Origin of the sequence: Flavobacterium arsenatis, from assembly GCF_031456785.1 — a bacterium.
GTDB classification, from domain to species: domain Bacteria; phylum Bacteroidota; class Bacteroidia; order Flavobacteriales; family Flavobacteriaceae; genus Flavobacterium; species Flavobacterium arsenatis.
On the sequence record NZ_JAVDVI010000012.1, the window covers coordinates 39,599 to 57,493 of the forward strand.

Annotated in this window: 20 protein-coding genes; 12 read left to right on the plus strand and 8 right to left on the minus strand. The window is 35.3% G+C overall.

Going from position 1 to position 17,895, the window contains the following annotated elements; genetic code table 11:
- Positions 1-133: 133 nt before the first annotated feature.
- The 3 genes from rpmF to pdxA all read right to left on the minus strand — a co-directional run bounded on the left by rpmF (position 134) and on the right by pdxA (position 2,010).
- Positions 134-328, minus strand: coding sequence for a 50S ribosomal protein L32 (rpmF, locus tag J2X31_RS13165; RefSeq protein WP_007137315.1), 195 nt, complete (start codon positions 326-328; stop codon positions 134-136).
- A 9-nt stretch (positions 329-337) separates the two neighbouring features.
- Positions 338-880, minus strand: coding sequence for a YceD family protein (locus tag J2X31_RS13170; RefSeq protein ID WP_310027280.1), 543 nt, complete (start codon positions 878-880; stop codon positions 338-340).
- A gap of 83 nt (positions 881-963) precedes the next feature.
- Complete coding sequence (gene pdxA, locus J2X31_RS13175) at positions 964-2,010, minus strand: 4-hydroxythreonine-4-phosphate dehydrogenase PdxA (protein ID WP_310027281.1); 1,047 nt, start codon at positions 2,008-2,010, stop codon at positions 964-966.
- Between the two features lie 59 nt (positions 2,011-2,069).
- On the opposite strand from pdxA, the gene J2X31_RS13180 reads away from it, so the two are divergent.
- The 9 genes from J2X31_RS13180 to J2X31_RS13220 all read left to right on the plus strand — a co-directional run bounded on the left by J2X31_RS13180 (position 2,070) and on the right by J2X31_RS13220 (position 9,409).
- Positions 2,070-2,660, plus strand: coding sequence for a riboflavin synthase (locus J2X31_RS13180; protein WP_310027282.1), 591 nt, complete (start codon positions 2,070-2,072; stop codon positions 2,658-2,660).
- A 61-nt stretch (positions 2,661-2,721) separates the two neighbouring features.
- Positions 2,722-2,976, plus strand: a complete 255-nt coding sequence (locus tag J2X31_RS13185) for a type II toxin-antitoxin system ParD family antitoxin (protein WP_310027283.1) — start codon at positions 2,722-2,724, stop codon at positions 2,974-2,976.
- Complete coding sequence (locus J2X31_RS13190; RefSeq protein ID WP_310027284.1) at positions 2,966-3,262, plus strand: type II toxin-antitoxin system RelE/ParE family toxin; 297 nt, start codon at positions 2,966-2,968, stop codon at positions 3,260-3,262. Before J2X31_RS13185 ends, J2X31_RS13190 begins: the two co-directional genes overlap by 11 nt.
- A 100-nt stretch (positions 3,263-3,362) precedes the next feature.
- Positions 3,363-4,367, plus strand: coding sequence for a recombinase RecA (gene recA / locus J2X31_RS13195; RefSeq protein ID WP_310027285.1), 1,005 nt, complete (start codon positions 3,363-3,365; stop codon positions 4,365-4,367).
- A gap of 107 nt (positions 4,368-4,474) precedes the next feature.
- Positions 4,475-4,912 (plus strand): hypothetical protein, encoded by a 438-nt coding sequence (locus tag J2X31_RS13200; RefSeq protein ID WP_310027286.1) that lies wholly within the window; start codon positions 4,475-4,477, stop codon positions 4,910-4,912.
- A gap of 14 nt (positions 4,913-4,926) precedes the next feature.
- The gene (locus J2X31_RS13205) at positions 4,927-5,475 is read left to right on the plus strand and encodes an RNA polymerase sigma factor (protein ID WP_310027287.1); all 549 of its coding nucleotides are present in this window, start codon (positions 4,927-4,929) and stop codon (positions 5,473-5,475) included.
- Positions 5,472-7,241, plus strand: a complete 1,770-nt coding sequence (locus J2X31_RS13210; protein ID WP_310027288.1) for a porin family protein — start codon at positions 5,472-5,474, stop codon at positions 7,239-7,241. Before J2X31_RS13205 ends, J2X31_RS13210 begins: the two co-directional genes overlap by 4 nt.
- A 323-nt stretch (positions 7,242-7,564) precedes the next feature.
- Positions 7,565-9,235 (plus strand): sodium-dependent transporter, encoded by a 1,671-nt coding sequence (locus tag J2X31_RS13215; protein ID WP_310027289.1) that lies wholly within the window; start codon positions 7,565-7,567, stop codon positions 9,233-9,235.
- Between the two features lie 18 nt (positions 9,236-9,253).
- Complete coding sequence (locus tag J2X31_RS13220; RefSeq protein ID WP_310027290.1) at positions 9,254-9,409, plus strand: hypothetical protein; 156 nt, start codon at positions 9,254-9,256, stop codon at positions 9,407-9,409.
- A gap of 2 nt (positions 9,410-9,411) precedes the next feature.
- Here J2X31_RS13220 and J2X31_RS13225 read toward each other — a convergent pair whose 3' ends face one another.
- Both J2X31_RS13225 and uvrC read right to left on the minus strand, forming a co-directional pair.
- Positions 9,412-11,622, minus strand: a complete 2,211-nt coding sequence (locus tag J2X31_RS13225) for a patatin-like phospholipase family protein (protein ID WP_310027291.1) — start codon at positions 11,620-11,622, stop codon at positions 9,412-9,414.
- A gap of 9 nt (positions 11,623-11,631) precedes the next feature.
- A complete protein-coding gene (gene uvrC, locus J2X31_RS13230; protein WP_310027292.1) occupies positions 11,632-13,431 on the minus strand; it encodes an excinuclease ABC subunit UvrC in 1,800 nt (599 codons plus the stop codon).
- Between the two features lie 91 nt (positions 13,432-13,522).
- On the opposite strand from uvrC, the gene J2X31_RS13235 reads away from it, so the two are divergent.
- On the plus strand, positions 13,523-14,506 hold the full coding sequence (locus J2X31_RS13235) for a succinylglutamate desuccinylase/aspartoacylase family protein (protein WP_310027293.1): 984 nt from the start codon (positions 13,523-13,525) through the stop codon (positions 14,504-14,506).
- A gap of 15 nt (positions 14,507-14,521) precedes the next feature.
- On the opposite strand, the gene J2X31_RS13240 is transcribed toward J2X31_RS13235, so the two are convergent.
- Positions 14,522-15,847, minus strand: a complete 1,326-nt coding sequence (locus J2X31_RS13240; protein ID WP_310027294.1) for a Fic family protein — start codon at positions 15,845-15,847, stop codon at positions 14,522-14,524.
- 91 nt (positions 15,848-15,938) lie between these two features.
- On the opposite strand from J2X31_RS13240, the gene J2X31_RS13245 reads away from it, so the two are divergent.
- Complete coding sequence (locus J2X31_RS13245) at positions 15,939-16,505, plus strand: 5-formyltetrahydrofolate cyclo-ligase (protein ID WP_310027295.1); 567 nt, start codon at positions 15,939-15,941, stop codon at positions 16,503-16,505.
- 31 nt (positions 16,506-16,536) lie between these two features.
- Positions 16,537-16,725: a hypothetical protein gene (locus J2X31_RS13250; protein ID WP_310027296.1), complete on the plus strand. Its 189-nt coding sequence runs from the start codon at positions 16,537-16,539 to the stop codon at positions 16,723-16,725.
- A 6-nt stretch (positions 16,726-16,731) separates the two neighbouring features.
- Here the strand turns inward: J2X31_RS13250 and J2X31_RS13255 are convergent, their stop codons facing one another.
- Both J2X31_RS13255 and J2X31_RS13260 read right to left on the minus strand, forming a co-directional pair.
- A complete protein-coding gene (locus tag J2X31_RS13255; RefSeq protein WP_310027297.1) occupies positions 16,732-17,376 on the minus strand; it encodes a lipoprotein signal peptidase in 645 nt (214 codons plus the stop codon).
- Positions 17,377-17,512: 136 nt separating this feature from the next.
- Complete coding sequence (locus tag J2X31_RS13260; RefSeq protein WP_310027298.1) at positions 17,513-17,893, minus strand: TraR/DksA family transcriptional regulator; 381 nt, start codon at positions 17,891-17,893, stop codon at positions 17,513-17,515.
- Positions 17,894-17,895 lie beyond the last annotated feature (2 nt).

A 17,895-nucleotide genomic window follows, 5' to 3' on the forward strand; every position in this document is an offset into this window, starting at 1 on the left:
TCAGAAAAGTTGTTGAAATTACAAAAAAATTTCTAAACCTAAATGTTTTGATTCTAGTTATTTAACACGAAAGTTTTAAACAACAAAAAAAACTCTCACGGGGGAGAGTTTAAATTTTAACTGCTAAAATGTATTATGCAACAGCAACAGACTTGTCTATAACAACTTGTCCTCTGTAGTACATTTTACCTTCGTGCCAGTAAGCTCTGTGGTACAAATGTGCTTCTCCAGTTATTGGACAAGTAGCGATTTGAGCAACTGTAGCTTTGTAATGAGTTCTTCTCTTATCTCTTCTTGTTTTCGAGATTTTTCTTTTAGGATGTGCCATTTTACTATATTATTTATCCGTTAATAGTTGTTTTAATTTGTCCCAACGTGGGTCGATATTCTCTTCTTCTTTAACCTCTTTCTTTTTTTCTTTGACTGTGAGTTCTTTCAGTTTCTTTAAGGCTTCTGTATCTAAACTTCCGTCTTTTATTCCTGGATGAACTCTTTTTAATGGAATCGAGAGCACAATCATTTCATAAATATATTGACTTATATCTATCTGATGTTCTCCGTGAGGCAATATCAACAACTCATCATTGTCGTTATTAAATTCCTCCCCGAACTGCACCACCAATCTCAATTTGCCTTTCACTGGCATATTAAACATTTCGCTCGTCAAGTCGCAAGGAACATGAACCGTACCTTTATGCTTAAAATTAACCTCAAGCATGGTACTTTTCTTTTCCAAAACTACATTTACTTTGATATCCGAACTTTCAAAGTCATCATATCCAAAGTGATCGAAGAACTTTTTATTTATTTGATACTCAAACTGGTGTTTTCCCAACTTTAATCCTATAAAAGGAATTAAATATTCATTTAACTGCTTCATGGTATCAACAATTTGTCCCAAACTTGGGAGTGCAAAGATATAAATTTATCGCAAAATCAAAAGGGTTATAAACATTTTTTTGTTTATAAGTGTTTTTCCTTTGTTTTCAATGGTTTTTTACTGATTTCGGCATATTCATTTCTTGATTTGTAAATATCAAGAGCCAAATAAACCGCTTCCTTGAACGAATTATAATCTGCAATTCCTTTTCCTGCAATATCATAAGCCGTTCCGTGATCGGGTGAAGTTCGGATTTTATTCAAACCTGCTGTGTAATTCACTCCATTTCCAAAAGACAATGTCTTGAACGGAATCAATCCTTGATCGTGATAGGCTGCAATTACAGCATCAAATTTTTCATATTGGCCACTTCCAAAAAAACCATCGGCAGGATAGGGTCCGAAAACCATTGTTCCTTTTTCAAACATCTTTTTTATTACTGGCTTGATGATTTCATCATCTTCTTTACCAATAACTCCACCATCTCCAGCATGAGGATTCAATCCTAAAACGGCAATTCTTGGTTTGTTGATACTGAAATCTTGAATCAACGATTGTCTTACAGTTTCAATTTTCTGACGGATTAAAGCCTCTGTTAAATGCGAAGCGACTTCGTTTACCGGAATATGATCAGTCAACAATCCTATTCTTAAATTGTCCTGAACCATCAGCATCAAGGCATTTCCTTCCAACTCCTGATTCAGATAATCGGTATGCCCTGGGAATTTAAAATCTTCCGATTGCACATTATATTTATTGATTGGAGCTGTCACCAAAACATCAACCAACCCTTCTTTTAGAGCATTTGTTGCTGCAACAAAAGACTTAATTGCAAATTTGCCAACCGTTTCATCGTTTACGCCATATTCTAGCGTAAAACCTTCACGCCAAACATTCAGCACATTGATTTTTCCGGTAAGAATCTGATCGAGCTTGTCAATACCGTGAAGCATTGTGGTCGATTCGAAACTTTTTTTAAGAAAGGAAAGTGTCTTTACATTGGCAAAAATAACCGGTGTACACATTTCGAGCATTCTTGCGTCTTCGAATGTTTTCAGTACTATTTCGCTTCCAATACCGTTTAAATCTCCGATTGAAATTCCAACGATTATATTTTCTGCTTTTTTCATTCTCTTCAGGTTATTTATTGCTAATTTTGATGTGCAAATTTAGTAAAATAAAACAAGAAATGTTTACAGGAATCATAGAATCACTCGGGACGGTTAAAGAAGTTCGAAAAGAAAACGATAATCTGCATCTTACCATCAGTTCCTCCATCACAAATGAATTGAAAATCGACCAAAGTGTTTCACATAATGGCGTTTGCCTGACGGTTGTTGCCTTAAATGAAGATGCTTATACGGTAACTGCCATCAGAGAAACCATCGAAAAAACAAATGTTGGCGATTGGCAAACTGGAGATATAGTAAATCTCGAACGTGCCATGAAATTAGGCGACAGATTGGACGGACATATCGTTCAAGGTCACGTGGACCAAACAGGAATTTGCAAAAGTGTTGAAAATGCAAACGGAAGCTGGTATTATACGTTTGAATACGATGAAAACTGGAACAACATTACCATAGAAAAAGGTTCGATTACCGTTAATGGCGTAAGCTTGACGGTTGTCAATTCGAAGAAAAATGAATTTAGTGTTGCCATTATTCCTTATACATATGAACATACCAATTTTAAAAATTTTAAAGTGGGTACGAAAATCAATTTAGAATTTGATGTTGTGGGAAAATATGTGGCGAGATTGCATAATTTAAAAAAATAAAAAACAGTAAAATAATTTTGAAAAAATACCAATTATTGGTATTTTTGAAAACAAAGAAAAAATGGCTAAAAACACTTCCATATTATTAGGCGAATATTTCGAAAATTTCATCAGCGAAAAGATTGCTTCTGGAAAATATGCTTCAGTGAGTGAAGTCGTGAGAACGGCCTTACGTGTTTTTGAACAAGAAGAAAACAAAACCAAATCCTTGATCACCGAATTAAAAATTGGAGAAAAAAGTAAGCTGGTTGAAGATTTCGACCGAAAAGAAAACCTGAAAAAATTACACGCCAAGTATTCTGAAAATGGCTTATAAAATTAGTGAAAAAGCAATCGAAGACATTAATTCGATTTGGATTTACACAGCCGAAAACTGGTCGAAAACTCAAGCTGATCGCTATTACAATCTGATTTTTGATGAAATTGAATTTATAGCTGACAACTTCGAATCGGGAAAAGATTTTGATGCTGTAAGAAAAGGGTATCGCTACTCAAAAGTGAAATCGCATTTGATATTTTACAAGAAATCACAAGGTGGAATGATTGAAATTATCAGAGTTTTACACGAAAGGATGGACATTGAATCTAGATTGAAAGAATAAACAAATATTCCTAAATAAATTATTTCATTAAACTAAATTTACAACACAAAAAAAACTATTTTTACGAAAAATAAGTGCCTTACATTATATGAAAGAAAAGATGAGTTCAGAGAAAGAAGCAAAGTTAAAAGCTTTACAGCTAACACTTGACAAATTAGACAAAACCTACGGAAAAGGTACGGTGATGAAAATGGGAGACAAAGCCATTGAGGAAGTAGAAACTATTTCGTCTGGTTCATTAGGTCTCGATTTAGCCCTTGGTGTAAACGGTTATCCAAAAGGTAGAATTATAGAAATATACGGTCCGGAATCTTCAGGAAAAACGACTTTGACGCTCCACGCGATTGCCGAAGCTCAAAAAGCAGGCGGAATTGCAGCCTTTATTGATGCAGAACACGCTTTCGACAGAAACTATGCAGAGAAATTAGGTGTTGACATCGAAAACCTTATCATATCTCAACCGGACAATGGAGAACAAGCTTTGGAAATTGCTGAAAACCTAATCCGATCTGGAGCAATAGATATTGTCGTTATTGACTCGGTTGCAGCATTAACTCCAAAAAGTGAGATTGAAGGCGAGATGGGAGATTCAAAAATGGGTCTTCACGCCAGATTGATGTCGCAAGCCTTGAGAAAACTGACAGGAACCATCAGCAAAACACATTGTACCGTTTTCTTCATCAACCAGTTGAGAGAGAAAATTGGTGTTATGTTTGGAAATCCTGAAACAACAACCGGGGGAAATGCCTTGAAGTTTTATGCTTCGGTCCGTTTGGATATTCGTCGTTCGTCTCAAATTAAAGATGGCGACAATGTTATTGGAAACAGAACCAAAGTGAAAGTCGTTAAGAACAAAGTGGCTCCACCGTTTAAAACTGCCGAATTCGACATCATGTATGGCGAAGGCGTTTCTAAAACGGGCGAAATTCTTGACTTGGCTGTTGAGTTTGAAATCATCAAAAAAGCAGGATCTTGGTTCAGCTATGGCGAAACCAAATTAGGGCAAGGTCGTGATGCTGTGAAAGCCTTGATAAAAGACAATCCTGAATTGGCAGACGAGCTTGAAGTGAAGATTAAAGCTCAGATAAAAGAAAACAATGCTTAACATTAAAAAACATCCTGTCAAACGGATGTTTTTTTTTACGTTAAACGCAACCTAACAGCAGGATTTACATCTATTACAAAATACATACCCAGAAATTTAATTTTCAAATGAAAAAGATTGCATTGCTTTTATTAGCAGTTATTACAATAAGCTCTTGTTCTCTAGAAGAAAATAATGAACCTCAGTTTTATTATGAAGTCCTTCCGGTAGAAAGTTTTGTGGTGCCTCAAAGTGTGAGAGTTGGAGAAAATTATGAGATTTTAATGACCTATAAGAGGCCCTCAAATTGTCATGTTTATGAAGGTTGCTATTACAAGACCGAAGGCTATACCACAATAGTAGGAATACAAACTTATGTTCTAGACAATCCCGATTGTCAGGAACTGTCATTGGAAAATCAGCAACCGCTTGAAACAAGTTTTATTTTTACAGTTGAAGGCATCCAAAATTCAATTCAGCCTTATATTTTTAAATTTTACAAAGGAAAAGATTCAAACGGAAACGATATTTTTGAAGAAGTATCAATTCCAGTTACCTATAATTAACACCGAAAACGCCCGTGGGTTTAGAACAACTCATTTCTGATTGCAAAAAAAATGACGCAAAGGCTCAGGAACAATTGTATAAATTGTTTTCTGCAAAGTTTTTTGGTGTCTGTCTGAAGTATTCAGCCAATTATGCTGAAGCCGAAGACAACTTGCAAGACGGGTTTATAATTATATTCAAAAAGATTGACCAGTTTAACTTCAAGGGTTCGTTTGAAGGCTGGGCAAAACGGATAATGGTGAACAATGCACTTCAAAAATACCGAACGGGTGTGCGTTTTTTAGAAATTGTAAACGAAGAAATTCCAGAAGAAGAAACCCTAGAAATTGACGACGATAACATTTCATTAGAATTTTTAATGAGTATTATTCAAGAGCTTCCCGATCGTTACAGATTGGTTTTCAACCTCTACGTTCTTGACGGATATTCCCACAAGGAAATTTCAGATATGCTGGAAATTACTACCGGAACCACGAAATCAAATTTGGCAAGAGCCAGAGCGATTCTAAAAGAAAAAATTGACCTTCACACAGGAAAAAAAATAGTACCATCAGCGAAATGAACGATAAAAAAAACATAGACAGACTGTTTCAAGAGAAATTCAAGGATTTCGAAGTGGAGCCAAATGAACAGATTTGGATCAACATTGACGCAGCATTACGGGAAAAGAAAAAACGAAGAGTCGTACCAATATGGTTCAGGCTAACTGGAATTGCCGCCGCTTTAATTTTGGGATTCTTTGCATTTACTTTTTTGTTTAATGATTCAACTTTTGTTGAAGAAAATCAGGTTGTGATTGGAAACGAAAAACAACCAAACAACAACAATTCTATTGAATCTCCGGAGAACGAATCAATTGTAAATAGTGAAAATTCTAACGACACCAATGGTTTAGAAAACACGGAGAATACGATTAATTCATCATCCATAAATCAAAAAAAGAAGGACCTAAATGAGGCAACATCAGAAAGTGATAATGCCGTTGTGAATCAGACCGGATCTCATAAAAACAAAAAAGAAAAGGTCAATTCTGGTATTTCTCAAGAAGAAAACAATGCAGTTGCCACTACTTCAACTACAACTGAAAAATCTTCTACAAAAAAGAAAAAGATTAGAAATTCAATTGCTCCACAAAATCAAGAGGATGCAGTTGTGGATGTGGGCTTGAAAACTGAAAAAAGCAAAAAAATTGTAGAAAATGCGAATTCAGAAAAAACAAATTCTAATTCTAACGCTTCAGAAAATAATGCGGTTGCAAACAATGAATTGAAGCTAGGAAAAAACGAAAAAGCATCACAAAACAACAACATTAAAAGTAATAATTCAATTTCTAAATCAGAAGGAAATAATGCGGTTGCGATTCAAGATAAAAAAAATCCGGACAACAGTTCCGTTCAAAATACTTTGGAAGATAAATTTTTGAAAGACGAAAAGTCAAACACAACTATTGCTGTTAATCAAAAATCAACTATCGACCAGAATAGCATCAATAATGATAATTTTACAACAATTGATGTTGCCAAAAAAGATTCCACAGCCGTTGCTACTGTAGAACCCAATGCACTGGAAGAATTGCTAAAGAAAAATGAAAAAGAAGAGAAGATGATTGCTGAAGCTAAGATGAATAGGTGGCAAATAACATCAAATGTTGCCCCTATTTATTTCAGCTCAACTTCAAATGGTTCGCCAATTGATGGTCAATTTGCAGAAAACAGCAAGTCGTATGAAAACAATTTAAGCTTTGGTGTTGGGGTGAATTATGCTGTAAACAAGAAAATTTCTGTAAGAACTGGAGTCAATAAATTTACTTTAGGATACAACACAAATGATGTTGTTTTCTTTGCCGCAATGGATCAAGTTAGTTTTGCAAATGTTGCAAGTTCAGCAGCGGGTTCAACAATCCAAGTTCTTAGTATGAATAACTCGGAAGCTTTACGTCCTTTTAATAATGGCATCCAGAACACAAATGAAGGCACAATGACACAACGAATGGGTTATTTTGAAGTTCCTGTTGAGATGTCGTATAAATTGATCGACAAGAAATTCGGAGTCAATCTGATAGGTGGTTTGAGTACGCTATTCCTTAATGAAAATGAGGTTACTGTTGCTTCATCAACAATGTCGGCTAGTTTAGGAAGGGCAAAAAATTTAAACGATGTTCATTTTAGTACAAACGTTGGTCTAGGTTTCAGATACCGCTTCTTGAAATCCTTTGAGGCCAATTTCGAGCCTATGTTTAAGTATCAAATCAACACCTTCAATAAAGATGCCGGTAACTTTAAACCTTATTTTATAGGTCTTTACTCTGGTGTCAGCTTTAATTTTTAGTTTTATTTTGTTATTTGTTTTGGTCTTTGTTATTTCGGGATAACAAAGTAAAGTACCCCAAAAGCTATTTGCTATTTGGGGTATTTTTATGAAAGGAAGTAAAGTTTTGCCCCTAATTATTATGGCTTTTAAATAGTAAATAAAAGTCATCTTCTTCAATCGATTAAAGATCGAAATCATTCTGAAGCTAAACTTTTCATTTTATTCGATTCATTTGTTAAAAAATCTTTTTAAAGGAATAAAATTAAAGCTTTTGGGTAATTTAATTTCTTTTTACGTTTGTTTTTTTATCTTTGGATTTGAATAACTTCATACCTTTTTATATGTCAGTAAAATCAGAATCGTGGGGGTCTAGAGTAGGATTAATTCTTGCAATGGCAGGAAATGCAGTAGGACTTGGTAACTTTCTTAGATTTCCGGTTCAAGCGGTTCAAAACGGTGGTGGAGCTTTTATAATTCCCTATCTTGTTTGTTTTTTATTGATGGGAATTCCGCTTTTATACATCGAATGGGCTTCCGGCCGATTTGGTGGAAAATTTGGAAACCATAGTACTCCTTATATTTTAGACTCCATGGTGAAGGGAAGAATCCTGAAATACATTGGTGTTTTTGGAATTTTTACAAATGTTGCCGTTGCCGCCTATTATTGTTATATAGAATCCTGGACAATGTCCTATGTATATCATTCTCTTGCCGGAACATTCGAAGGAATGAGCCAAAGTGGAGTTGCAGGTTTTTTTAATTCTTATGTAGATGTTGCCCAATCTACGACGGGAATACCTTTTGAAGCGATTATTTTTTACGTTTTATGTTTGCTACTCAACACCTATATATTATCCAAAGGATTAGGTGGAATTGAAAAAGTTGCTAAAATCGGAATGCCACTTTTAATAATCTTCGGTGCCATTTTGGCTGTAAGAGGGTTAACTCTCGGAACAAGTGGTGCTTCAGAATTATTTCCAGATGCAAATGCTTGGGACGGTTTAAACTTTTTATGGACACCTCAATACAGTTCGCTTTTAGATTTAAAGGTCTGGATGGCTGCTGCTGGACAAATCTTCTTTACCTTATCCGTTGGTATGGGAACCATTCATTGTTATGCCGCTTATATGAAACCTAAAGACGATATCGCATTGAATGCTGTTTCTGCTGGTTTTATGAACGAATTTGTAGAGGTGGTTTTAGGAAGCTTGATCGTTATTCCTATTGCCGCTGGATATCTAGGTTTGGATTGGGTTAAAGAAAATGCAGGATTTGGAATGGCTTTTCAAACAATGCCTTATCTCTTCCAACAATGGGGACCTGTTTTAGCCGCATTAGCTGGATTATTTTGGTTTGGATTATTGTTTTTTGCCGGAATAACTTCCTCTCTGGCTATGGGAACTCCATGGATGGGTTTCATGCGGGACGAATTCAACTGGGGAAGGAATAAAGGAGCATGGTCTTTTGGATTGCTAATTTTAGTGATGGGATTACCAACCGTTTTATTCTTCAAACAAGGTGTTTTTGATGAATATGACTATTGGGCTGGAACCGTGAGTTTGGTTGTTTTTGCAATGCTCGAAACCATTTTGTTCTCCTGGATATTTGGAATGAAAAAAGGATGGGCCGAAATTACAAGTGGTGCCGATATTAAAGTTCCGTCTATTTATAAATTCATCATTAAATTTGTAACACCTATAATGCTTATAATCATATTTTTAGGATCTTTATTTAAGCCTTTAAACAACGATTGGTCTGGAAATTTTTCGAGCTTTTTTTCTGGAAACGGATGGAAATTAGATAATGGTTCAATCATCAAAACAATTACTCATGCAGGTATTCGAGAAAAAATTTCTTTGGCGACAGATCCTGCCGTTATCGGCCAATTGGAAGAAAACATCTTCTACATCAACATTGCCCGTTTTTTACTTTTAGGATTGTTCCTGTTTATTAGTTTTCTAGTCTATGTGGCTTTCCAAAAAAGAAGACGCGAAGGAAGAGCTACATTATAAATTTAATCATCATACAATATGAATACAGAAGCTTTAATTACAATGTTGCTGACACAAGGAATTGTGATTGGTTTTACGGCCTATTTCTTCTACAAGGTTTTGACTATAAAACCAAAATCTGAGCCTGATTCTTATTCAGAAAACGATGAGGAAGATGTAGATCAGCATCAATAGCATCAAAACCAAAATCCAACACTAAACCAAGTGTGATGATCCTTGGTTTCTGGCGACCAAGTGTGCTTGATTTCTATAGGTCCGATTATGGTTTCTAGTCCGTAACCAAATGCATATCCAGAATATCTAGGCTTTTCGTACCACTCATCTGAATCAAAAAGGTTATCGCCAATGTTGGCGTAATTGGCAGAGAAATTCAAATGGTTTTTCTTGAAAATTTCATAATCCAATGTAAAAGTACTTTTTAGATAACTGTCGCCCGAAATACTCAACGGTTCATATCCATAAAAATGCTTAAAATTGTTGATTTCGTTGAAGCCGTATCCTCCTAAAACGAAATCAAGGAAAGGAATTGTTCCTTCTCCAACCGTAAATCCTCCTTCTGCCTGAAGGACGAATGTGAATTTATCTGTTATGGATTGTGCAAAACCAAAATCGCCTCTTACATAGGAAAAACGGTTGAAATCGCTTTCCAAGTTTGAGGAATAAATATAACTCTGAATATCTCCCGAAAAATACCATCCCTCGGTCGGGAAATAAAAATTATCCAAAGAATCATATTTTATGTATCCCAAAGCATTCAAATAGCGGTTGTTTTCAAAACCTATGGTGGCATCTTCAAAAGTTTGAGAAGTAACTTCTATGTTTTTTAACTCCAATCCAACCCCTACAATAAATTTTTGCTTGAAAATAGTTTGAAAATAAATCTGATTCGTGAAATCTTCAAAATCTACATTGATTGAACTCAATCCTAAACTTCCAAATATTTCTTCGCCATCATCTGTATAAATATTTCTGCTAAAGCTGTTGTACCTGGACTTAAATCCGAAACTCCAATAAAAACCATTGTCAATATAATAATCAAAATTATACCTAAAATTATCCCCCAGAATTACATCCAAGGAAGCGACATCGTTTTTAAAAAGCAATTTCTTTTTGGTGAAATTAATCAGAACGGCACTCTTGTATAGATCATCATAATGAAGCCCGAATCTTAAAAAGGTTTTGGTTGGGTTTTCAATCAAATTCAAATTAAAAACATCCACCCCGTCTTTTTCTTCAAAATAATATCCCATTGAACTAAAGTTTTGGGTGGCATTCAGGTTGTCAATCCCAACTTTCAAATCATTGTAGGTAATTTTGTTTCCTGCATTAAAACCTAATTTTCCCAACACATAAGCACGGGTATAATTGTCTAATTCATTGATGTTTATTTCTTTTATCGAAAGCGTGTCAACGGCACATTTCTGGATTGATTTCTTTTGTTTATTGAAACCGCTACCGATAACCTTTAGCTTTTCATAGACAGCAAATCCGGCTTCTTCTCCCTTTTTTATGATTTCGCTTCCTTCATCAAAAGAAATAACGGTGTAGTTTTTTATATCGGGTTTTATGTAGATTTCCGTCTGTCTCTTCTTCTTATTCATCTTATTAATCATTTGAAGATTAGATATTTGAATCAGAATTCTTGTAGCGTTATTTAAAGATTCCCTGTCTTTTAGATCGTCCTGAACATCGACACCAATGATAATATCGGCACCTAATTTCCGAACCTCATCAATGGGATAATTATTGGCAACTCCTCCATCAATAAGCATTTGGTCGTCAATTAAAACAGGGGAAAACAGCGACGGAAAAGTCGCACTTGCCAATATAGCCTGGGAGAGATAGCCTTTATCCAGCAGCACTTCTTCGCCGGTTTCTATATTGGTTGCGATGCATAAAAACGGAATTGGAAGCTTGTTAAAATCCCTGACGTGTCTAACATTGTGCGTTAGTTTATTCAGCATATTGTATATGTTCAAACCCTTCGAATAGGCATTTGGAACCCCAATCTTGAAATTCTCGAACGGAAGCGAAATGGCATACATCTCATCGTTCTTTTTCTCATAAAAATTCTTCGAAGCCCTTGGAATAAAATCCCTTACAACGGCATCAAAATCAGTCACCTTAAAAATCGAATCTATCTGATGTGCATTGTATCCTGAAGCATACAATCCGCCGACAATGGCTCCCATGCTTGTTCCTCCGATATAGCTGATTTCTACTCCTGCTTCTTCCAAAACCTTCAAAACACCAATGTGTGCAAGTCCTTTTGCTCCACCACCACTTAAAACCAATCCTATTTTTGGCTTTTTATCATTGTCGGGTTGCTGTGAAAATGCATTGACGCAACTACACAACAGAACAATAAATAGAATGCTTTTTTTCATCGTATCAGATTAATTATTAGAGGTTTGGTAAAAGTCTGAAATTTTTTTGGCTTTTGAAAGTCCTACGACTTCGGATATTTCTTTTTCGGTTGCCAATTTCAATCTTTTAACAGATTTGAAATGTTTTATTAACGTCTGCATCGTTTTCTCGCCAATTCCAGGAATGCTTTCTATGGATGAATTCAAGGCGGCCTTGCTACGTTTGTCGCGATGAAAAGTGATTCCAAATCGGTGTGCTTCATTTCGTAATTGTTGGATGACTTTCAGCGTTTCGGATTTTTTGTCCAAATATAAAGGAACCGAATCGCCAGGATAAAACAGTTCTTCCAAACGTTTTGCAATCCCGATGATGGCAATTTTTCCTCTTAAATTTAAATCATCTATACTTTTCAAAGCCGATGAAAGCTGTCCTTTTCCACCGTCTATAATAATCAGTTGTGGCAATGGTTCATTTTCATCCAAAAGGCGTTTGTATCTTCTGTAAACCACTTCTTCCATCGAAGCAAAATCATTTGGTCCTTCGACGGTTTTTATATTAAAATGACGGTAATCTTTCTTGCTCGGTTTTCCGTCCTTAAAAACCACACAAGCGGCTACGGGATTTGTTCCTTGAATATTAGAGTTATCAAAACATTCGATGTGGCGAGGTTCTTCATGCAATCGTAAATCCTTTTTCATCTGAGCCATAATCCTATTGGTATGGCGATCTGGATCTACTATTTGCATCTGTTTCATTTGATCCATCCTGAAAAACTTTGCATTTCGGATCGATAGTTCCAAAATTTGTTTCTTGTCACCCAATTGCGGAACAGTCACTTTAATATTTTCACCCAAATCCACTTCAAACGGAACAATGACTTCTTTTGATAATAAATGAAAACGTTCCCGCATCTCGATTATTGCCAATTCCAAAAGTTCTTCATCGGTTTCATCGAGTTTTTTCTTGAGTTCCATCGTATGAGAACGGATAATTGAACCATGAGAAATTTGAAGGAAATTCACATAAGCGGCAGCTTCATCGGATATAATCGAAAAAACATCCACATTTGTAATTTTCGGATTCGCCACCATCGATCGCGATTGATAATTCTCCAAAACCTCAATCTTTTCCTTTAATTTTTGAGCTTCTTCAAACTCCATATTTTGAGCCAAAATGGTCATTTTCTTTTTAAAATCCTTCAAGCTTTCCTTGAAATTTCCTTTTAAGATTTCCCTGATGGCATCTACTTCTTGCTGATAGTTTTCTAATGATTCATGACCTTCACAAGGTCCTTTGCAGTTTCCAATGTGAAATTCCAAACAAACTTTGAATTTTCCGCTTTCGATGTTTTTCTGATTCAAATCATAATTGCAGGTTCGAAGCGGATATAATTCCTTTATCAAATCCAAAATCGTGTGAACGGTCTTGAAACTGGTATAAGGTCCAAAATATTCCGAACCATCTTTGATCATTCTTCTGGTAGAAAATATTCTCGAAAAAGGTTCTTTTTTAATGCAAATCCACGGATAACTCTTGTCGTCCCGAAGCATTACATTGTACCTTGGCTGTAATTTTTTGATGAGATTGTTCTCCAACAACAAAGCATCCGTTTCGGTTGGAACCACGATGTGTTTTATGGTTACAATCTTCTTTACCAAAACGTTAGTCTTCGCGGTATCGTGAATTTTATTGAAATAGGAAGAGACTCTTTTGCGTAAATTTTTAGCTTTGCCAACATATAAAATCTTTCCTTCCTTATCATAATATTGATAAACTCCCGGGCTGTCGGGCAAGGTTTGGATTTGTAAATTTATTGGAGGTAAAGTCATAAATGCAAAGTTAATGAAATGTGATGACGAAATGCCTCGTAAATTGTTACCACATTCAGAATTTAACTACTTTTATGTTTTTGAAATTTATATGAAGAAATCCAAACCAACGCCAATCATAATTTTAGGTGAAACCATCCTTCCCGGAGAAAGCAAAACCATCAATATGGAAATTGCGAAACTCCATACGACAACCAAATTGAAAATCCCAATCATCATCGAACGCTCGAAAATTGACGGACCAATTGTTCTTTTTTCGGCCGGAATCCACGGAGATGAAATCAATGGAGTTGAAATTGTGAGGCAAATCATCATCCAAAAAATCAACAAGCCCAAAACGGGAACCATTATTTGTATTCCTGTCATCAATATTTTTGGGTTTGTAAACAAATCGCGTGAATTTCCCGACGGAAGGGATTTGAATCGGGTTTTTCCAGGAAGTAAAACAGGCTCGCTTGCCTCACGATTTGCCTATCATATTCTCAAAGAAATTATACCTGTCATCGATTATTGTGTCGATTTTCACGCTGGTGGAGCAAGCCGTTTCAATGCACCACACATCAGGATTGTTCCCAATAACGAAGAATTGAAGAAACTCGCCGATATTTTTGATGCACCTTTTACTTTGTATTCCAAAAACATTGCAGGCTCATTTCGAAATTCCATCGAAAAACTCAACGTGAAAATGTTGCTTTTTGAAGGCGGAAAATCGCTAGACATCAACAGTGATATTGCTCAAGAAGGTGTAAATGGAGCCAAACGTGTTTTGGATTATTTAGGGATGCTAAACCCAAAACAAAAAGCATTGCAAAAGGAAACGCCAACAATTTATATCGAAAAATCGAGCTGGGTTCGGGCGAATCGTTCGGGTTTGTTTTTGGATTATAACAAAATTGGCTGTTATGTCAAGAAAGGCTTTGTTTTAGGAGTCATTACAGATCCTTTCGGGAAATTCGAGCAAAAAGTAAAAGCTCCGAACGATGGTTATATCATCAATGCCAATCATTCTCCGATTGTATATCAGGGAGATGCTTTGTATCATATTTCTAGTGCTTTGAGTGAGAACTTGGAGTGATTTTGAACACAGATTTTATTTTGTATTTTCTCTTTCGGCAATTTTTTGTTCGATGAATTCTTTGTGACGTTTAACTTCAGATTTTACTATTTTATCAATTTCTGAATCTGTGAGTCTAATTAATTTCTCTTTTTCTAGAATTATGTCGTAATCATTTCTGGTTACTTTATATGAATTATTCTCATAAAATTGAATTTGATAGGATACAGAAAAATCAGAATCTAAATTTTCAAATCCTTTCAATTTAGAATATATAAATTCCGCAGTTATATCTTCTAGTATTTTATCGTTGTTTATATAATCTTTCACATGTTTATTGAACCCAATAATATCCATAAAAACATTTTTATCTCCCGTAGAAAGAGAAAAAGACTCACTTCGATAAAGTTTTTTAAACTTACTCATATTAAAAAGCAAATCATCAAATAATTTAAAAACTGATTTAGAAAATAAAAGTATAGTACTGTTTTTCGTTTCGTCTATAGAAGTCAACCTTTGTTCCAATAAAGCAATTTCTTTATCCAAATCATCAGGTTCTTCAACACTTTCGCCTTTTGCTCCAGCAATCATTATTTGTAGAGAACGAACTAAATTTTGAGCGATATACTTGATAAATGCCTCAATATTTCCTGCATCTGCAAGTTGCAAGGCTATAAAATAATTGGATTTATCTTCAGTTTTGATGATTACAGGAGGAAAACCAAATTGCATCAAAATAAAATTCATCAAGATTCGGGCAGTTCTTCCGTTTCCATCGTCAAAAGGATGAATTCTGATGAACTTATAATGAAATTCTGATGCTAAAAATATTGGATTTACGTCTTTTTCCTGAATTTTTTCCTTGTACCAATTCAGCAAATCCGTCATTTTTGCAGGAGTTTCTTCGGGTGTTGCAAAATAGAAAATCTCGCCCGTTACCGTCTGAACGTGGTTTGGAGAAGTTTTATAACTTCCAACATTGATTCTTTTTGTTGTTGGTTTTCCATCTGGAGTTATGGCTGGTTTCTCCGAAGATTCTTTTAATAAAAGTACGTGCAATTCTCTGATGAAATTTTCTGTCAAAGGCCGTTCGCCTTTGATCATATCAATAACCCAATCTATTGCCTCATTGTGTCCTGTAATTTCAAAATGGTCTTTCAAAGCTTTGCCTTGAGCGGTAACACCAAATAGAATCAGTGCTTTTGTTTCGCCATAAGTTAGCGAATTCCCTTCCAGATGGTTGGAATGATAGTTCCAGTCCAAACGGAATTTTTGCATTATTCGGTCTTCTTGTTCTTTATCAATCGGACGTAAATTATCCAACTCTTTTTTAAGATCTAATGCTTGTATAATTTCTTCCATTTGGGAACACGATTTGAATCAAACAAATTTAACTTTAAATCTATCAGAAAACAAATACTCGAAAATGATTTGATTTTTTTACTTTTATCAAATGAATAAAAAAGAACTCCGAATCAAATACAAGGAATTAAGAAAAACGCTTTCCGAAGAGGAAATTGAAGAGAAGAGTTTGGCTGTAGCCAATAAATTAATACACCTTCCGATTTGGGAAAAGAATTATTTTCATATTTTCCTTCCGATTACCGAGCAAAAAGAAATCGATACCGAATTCATACTCCATCTTTTGGCGGGAAAAGACAAGGAAATTATTGTTTCCAAAAGTGATTTCAAAACCCGAAAAATGACCCATTTTCTTTTGACGGATAACACCCGAATCAGGAAAAATGAATATAATATTCCCGAACCTGTTGATGGTTTGGAAGTTCCTTCAAGTAAAATTGAGGTGGTTTTTGTTCCGCTTTTGGCTTTTGATAAAAACGGACATCGTGTGGGGTATGGAAAAGGGTTTTATGACAAATTCCTTTCAGAATGCAAGGATGATGTCTTGAAAATAGGATTGTCTTTCTTTGAAGCCGAAGAGGAAATTAGTGATGTTTTTGAAAGTGATGTGAGGCTTGACTTCTGTATCACTCCAGATGAAATCTATTTTTTTAAATAAAAACAGACTATCTTTATAAAAATAAAAAACTATGAAAATTTCCTTTTTAATAAAAATACTTGCATTCGTTTTCATTACCAGCTTTGCGGTTTCAAGCTGTAGCTCTGGTATTGGAATAGGAATCCCGAACAAGTCCTCCAAAAGGGTGCCTCCTGGCAAAGCCAAGAAAGCTTCTGGATCTAAAAGTGCCAAAAAATTTGCCCCTGGACAGAACAAATAAGTCTACTTACTCCAAATTATTCTTGAAAAAAGTATCCTGTTCATTATGATTTGGTGCGAAAGCTCTCTTGTTGAAGAAAATCAAGATTCCAACTCCTGTAGAAATCGCCATATCGGCTATGTTGAAAATAGCATTGAAGAAGGTAAATTCTTTTCCGCCCCAAATGGGCAACCATTCTGGCAACACATAATCTTCGATGATGGGAAAGTAAAGCATGTCAACCACTTTTCCGTGAAAAAGTGTTCCGTAAGGATCACTTGAAAACAAGGTGGCTGTTTGTCCGTGACTGTGATCAAAAATAATTCCGTAGAAAACCGAATCAATAATATTTCCGAAGGCTCCGGTAAGAATAAGTGCAATTGCTACAATCAGATAATTAGAACTCTTGTTTTTTACCGATTCGTGTAGCCAATATCCGATTCCGCAAACGGCTAATAATCTGAAAAGTGTTAGGAATAATTTTCCATAAGCTCCAGGGATTTCAACTCCCCAAGCCATTCCTTCATTTTCTATGAAAAATATTTGGAACCAATTTTGCCCGAAAACCTTGATTTTCTCTTCGAGCATAAAATGAGTTTTTATGTATATTTTTGATATTTGATCGATTACCAACAATAAGATAACCAACAAATAAGCTTTCTTTAATGACATTTTTAGGTTTTTGAATTGCAAAAGTAACGAAATTCCAAACATCAGAAAGAAATTCCAAAAAAGAAATTCCAAATTCCAATGGATTGCAAAGGCAATTATTGAAATTTGGAATTCAGAATTTGGTGCTTTCGCTGAATTATCTCTGAAGGTTCTTCGCTTCGATGCTCATTGTTGCGTGAGGAACAATTTTCAGCCTTTCTTTACCGATTAATTTTCCTGTTACTTTACAAACACCGTAAGTCTTGTTTTCGACTCTGAAAAGGGCATTTTTCAAATCGCGGATGAATTTCTCCTGACGGATGGCCAATTGAGAATTCGCCTCCTTAGACATGGTTTCGCTACCTTCTTCAAACGCTTTGAATGTTGGCGACGTATCATCCGTTCCGTTGTTCAAATCGTTCATATAGGCACTTTTAATCAAATCTAAATCCGATTGTGCTTTGTGTATTTTATTTAAAATTATTTCTTTGAACTCTGCTAAATCAGCATCCGAGTATCTTGCTACTTCATCTACCATAA